Genomic DNA, 3,111 nt, shown 5'->3' with positions numbered 1-3,111 from the left:
CATCCCCCTATCCATTAGTTACATATTTCTTAACATAAAATTTGACAAAAAAAGAAAAGTGTGCTATGTGGCTCAAGGGGGTTCTCTGGGGGGACTAAATACTTTTGGTATTTGGTATCACGTCGAGTGCAGTGATTTGTCAGACTCTACAGATTTTCAATGAACTCTTCAACTGTGACTTGGGCTTGTTTCAGAATTCCACTTAATGTACCAACCTTCAATTCCTGATGTAAAGGGACAACACAGCCAATTTTGCCCTCTTCGGTTTCTTTCTTCATCACAACATGGCTACCTGTTTGACGAACTTGCTCGAAGCCTAAGCGTTCAAGAGATCTAACTGCCTCCCGACTAGAGATTCGTGGCAGCTTAGGCATAACTAACCTCAATACTGGTCACAAATCTAGGGGATGTTTCTGGTAAGGTAAATTCCTCTAGGTAAAGCCGTGTGGCTTCTTTCAATCCAGCAATCGCCTGCTCAATTGTTTCTCCTTGATCTACTGTGCCAACTTCTGGACATTCAGCAATGTACATATTATCTTCTTTGTACAAAATAACAGTAAAGATGCGATTTTTCATGGTGTCTTATCATCTCCGGCTTACTCTGAAAATCATAACATATAGCACTTTTCACCTTACTGAGGTATCGACAAGTTTTGCCAACACAGGGTTTAAGCCCCTTGTATGTAGTGACTTGTTATGCCTCTTCAAAGGCACTCCACTCTATGCCTAGCTGTTTTATGGTTGCCTTAATTGTTCCGAACTTTAAGTCTTTACTACCCCAATCAGGAATTACTGCTACATTTTGATTAGAGAGATTCAGCCATTTTCTATGTGATCCTTTTGACTTTCTCTCTATTTCTTCACAGCCAAGCCTCCTCAGTTTTTGAGCTAGTTCTTTGTATCTCATGCAGAAATAATTGCCTCTACTAGGGCAGGTGACTCCTGATTAAAGGCTTGCAAGTTGACTGGAAGTTTTTTCCCTAAATCTTGATAAGTTTCCAAAACTGCCTCAAAGGCATCCTTTGCATTTTCCAGAACCTCTTCCAAAGAATCCGCCTCTGTGATTAGTTCAGGTAGAAGAGGGCAAGTTACTGTAAATCCTCCTTCTGGTTGAGGAGTAAGCAAAAGTGGAAGTTTGTAGAACATAGGAGTAGATCTTGCATTTCCGTGTATGTCCCAATCTTATCATTAACTTTGGATGAGTCTAGCTATGTAACTCTGACTCTTTGCCTAAATACATATTATAGGTCAACTTTCTGCACAACACTCTTCAGAGTAACGATATAGGTCAACTTTCTGCATATCAACCCGTTTTATAACATAAAATACTAATTTGTCAATAGTTAGCAATATTTAATCTGCTTATACTTCGAGTTTTGACCTGAAAATGGGCGATCAATAGAGCAGCAATTATGGTAGTTGGGTTGACCCAAGGAAACCCAACAAAGAGTAACCTTTGGGGTGGTTGGGTTGCGCTTTTTCAAGCGAATTGAGCTATTTTAGCCCCAGTATTGTTTCGCTCAACCCAACCTACGAGGCGATGCGCTCTGCTACGCAGTGCCTTTGGCATCGCACTCACCGCCAGAACTTCCACCATGGACGCGCTGGCGAAGGTGGCAATGACGGCGTGGCCGTGAAGGCGTGACCCTCTGCGGGCCGCTCAGCGTAGCCCGTGCCGGCAATGTGGTGCTGCAGGATGCCCGCAGGACCAGGGACACTCTGCGGCTGCGGAAATGGTTTGCTCATTCCAAGAAGCAGGTTCGAAATGAGAAAGTCTAGAAGCTCAGCTTGATAAGGAACTTGCTCCGGCGTTGCCCGCGCAAACGACAACTCCCAGAGTGCCTCCGTCACAGCGATTGAACTCTCGGACCGCTCAACTTTGACCCGGTACACGGGTTGCCCAGTCCAGCTGCGATGAAAGTACACATAGGGCTCTTCAAAGAACACGAACCACTTGTCCTCCATTTGCGCTGGGAGCACACCCATGCACAGTTTCTCGTACTCCGCCTCGGAGAACTGAGCCCTGTAGGGCAATGGCTCACCAGCCAAGAACGGCGTGTTCTTCCATTGCTTGCGCGTGACGGAAACCTTCTGCATAACACTCTCCAGAGTAACGATATAGGTCAACTTTCTGTATGTCACCCCGACTTACAACATATATACTAATTTGTCAATAGGTAGCTGTAGCGGAGTTGATTAACTGTCATTGTCCTGACCCCGTTGCAACTTTTGCCCCTCTATTTTAACCTCAACATTGGCAATCTTCGCTAACATTCCCCAACTGGGACCACAAAGGCTGCATCGCACTTAGACTCACAGTTTCAATCAATGTGCATGGTGCGTTCCCCAAAATCGATCGCTGAAGCTGTAGGAGTTGTTTTAGGGAACGCACCTACAAGATTGCGATCGCACTACACAATTTGATTGTTCATAGTATTTTGTAATAGTTGAGCTGCGCTGTAAAATGGCTCTCCTTCCAAATTTAAGCATTCCAACTTTTTCATAAGTAAATTCTTCAGATCCAAATTATTATGATCGACAAGAACAGATCGTAAGTCATAACCATCCATCAGAATGATAGATTTGTCATTATTCTGCTTTAGTAAGGGGCATACATTTTTTGACCAACCATTGATCGATAAAAATAATCCTAATGTCTGTTTACCAGAGCGGCTGATTTTGCCATAAAGGCTATCAAGTTGCCTTATATCCGTTAACTTTTGAGTCCATTTACATTCAACTAGATAATACCAGCCTTCAAGCTTAAATGCACCGTCTATTTGTTCTCCACCCTCATTTCTCCTAAAGCTTTTTTGAGTTGGAAGCTCATAAAGAGAAAAAATACGTTCTAGCAAGTCTTCAAGTGAAAATCCTCGCTGTTTCTTATCTTCCGAATTTATTAACTCTGCAAAGTTATCAAATTCCAGCAGAAGACTGGCTCGAAGTGAAGAAAATTCCCCCTTCCTCAGAGAATCCTGATCACGATTCTTTGTATTACCTCCTTGCAATCTTTCTACAATTTTTTGACATTCGTTAAATAAATTTTCCTCCTCAGTGGTGATAGCTTTCTGAGTTATTAACTTTTTTGTTTTCCAGTATTCCAAAAGTTTT

General features: G+C 42.7%; 6 protein-coding genes. All 6 read right to left on the bottom strand.

The window, feature by feature from the left end; genetic code table 11:
• Positions 1 to 146 precede the first annotated feature (146 nt).
• Entirely contained in the window at positions 147 to 374 is a 228-nt protein-coding gene (locus PX636_RS01485; protein WP_002756728.1) for a type II toxin-antitoxin system HicA family toxin, read from the bottom strand.
• Positions 367 to 576, bottom strand: a complete 210-nt coding sequence (locus tag PX636_RS01480) for a type II toxin-antitoxin system HicB family antitoxin (RefSeq protein WP_002734849.1) — start codon at positions 574 to 576, stop codon at positions 367 to 369. The genes PX636_RS01485 and PX636_RS01480 overlap by 8 nt, the downstream gene beginning before the upstream one ends.
• Positions 577 to 694: 118 nt before the next feature.
• Positions 695 to 907, bottom strand: coding sequence for a type II toxin-antitoxin system HicA family toxin (locus PX636_RS01475; RefSeq protein ID WP_016515138.1), 213 nt, complete (start codon positions 905 to 907; stop codon positions 695 to 697).
• On the bottom strand, positions 904 to 1,146 hold the full coding sequence (locus PX636_RS01470) for a type II toxin-antitoxin system HicB family antitoxin (RefSeq protein ID WP_016515139.1): 243 nt from the start codon (positions 1,144 to 1,146) through the stop codon (positions 904 to 906). The genes PX636_RS01475 and PX636_RS01470 overlap by 4 nt, the downstream gene beginning before the upstream one ends.
• Positions 1,147 to 1,575: 429 nt before the next feature.
• Positions 1,576 to 2,127, bottom strand: coding sequence for a hypothetical protein (locus PX636_RS01465; protein WP_288116002.1), 552 nt, complete (start codon positions 2,125 to 2,127; stop codon positions 1,576 to 1,578).
• Between the two features lie 284 nt (positions 2,128 to 2,411).
• Positions 2,412 to 3,111, bottom strand: a 700-nt coding sequence (locus PX636_RS01460; RefSeq protein WP_288116000.1) for a restriction endonuclease, incomplete at its 5' end; no start/stop codon positions are given.

The organism is Microcystis sp. M53598_WE2, from assembly GCF_030067735.1.
GTDB classification, from domain to species: Bacteria; Cyanobacteriota; Cyanobacteriia; order Cyanobacteriales; family Microcystaceae; genus Microcystis; species Microcystis aeruginosa.
This window is presented reverse-complemented; position numbering and strand designations above follow the sequence as displayed.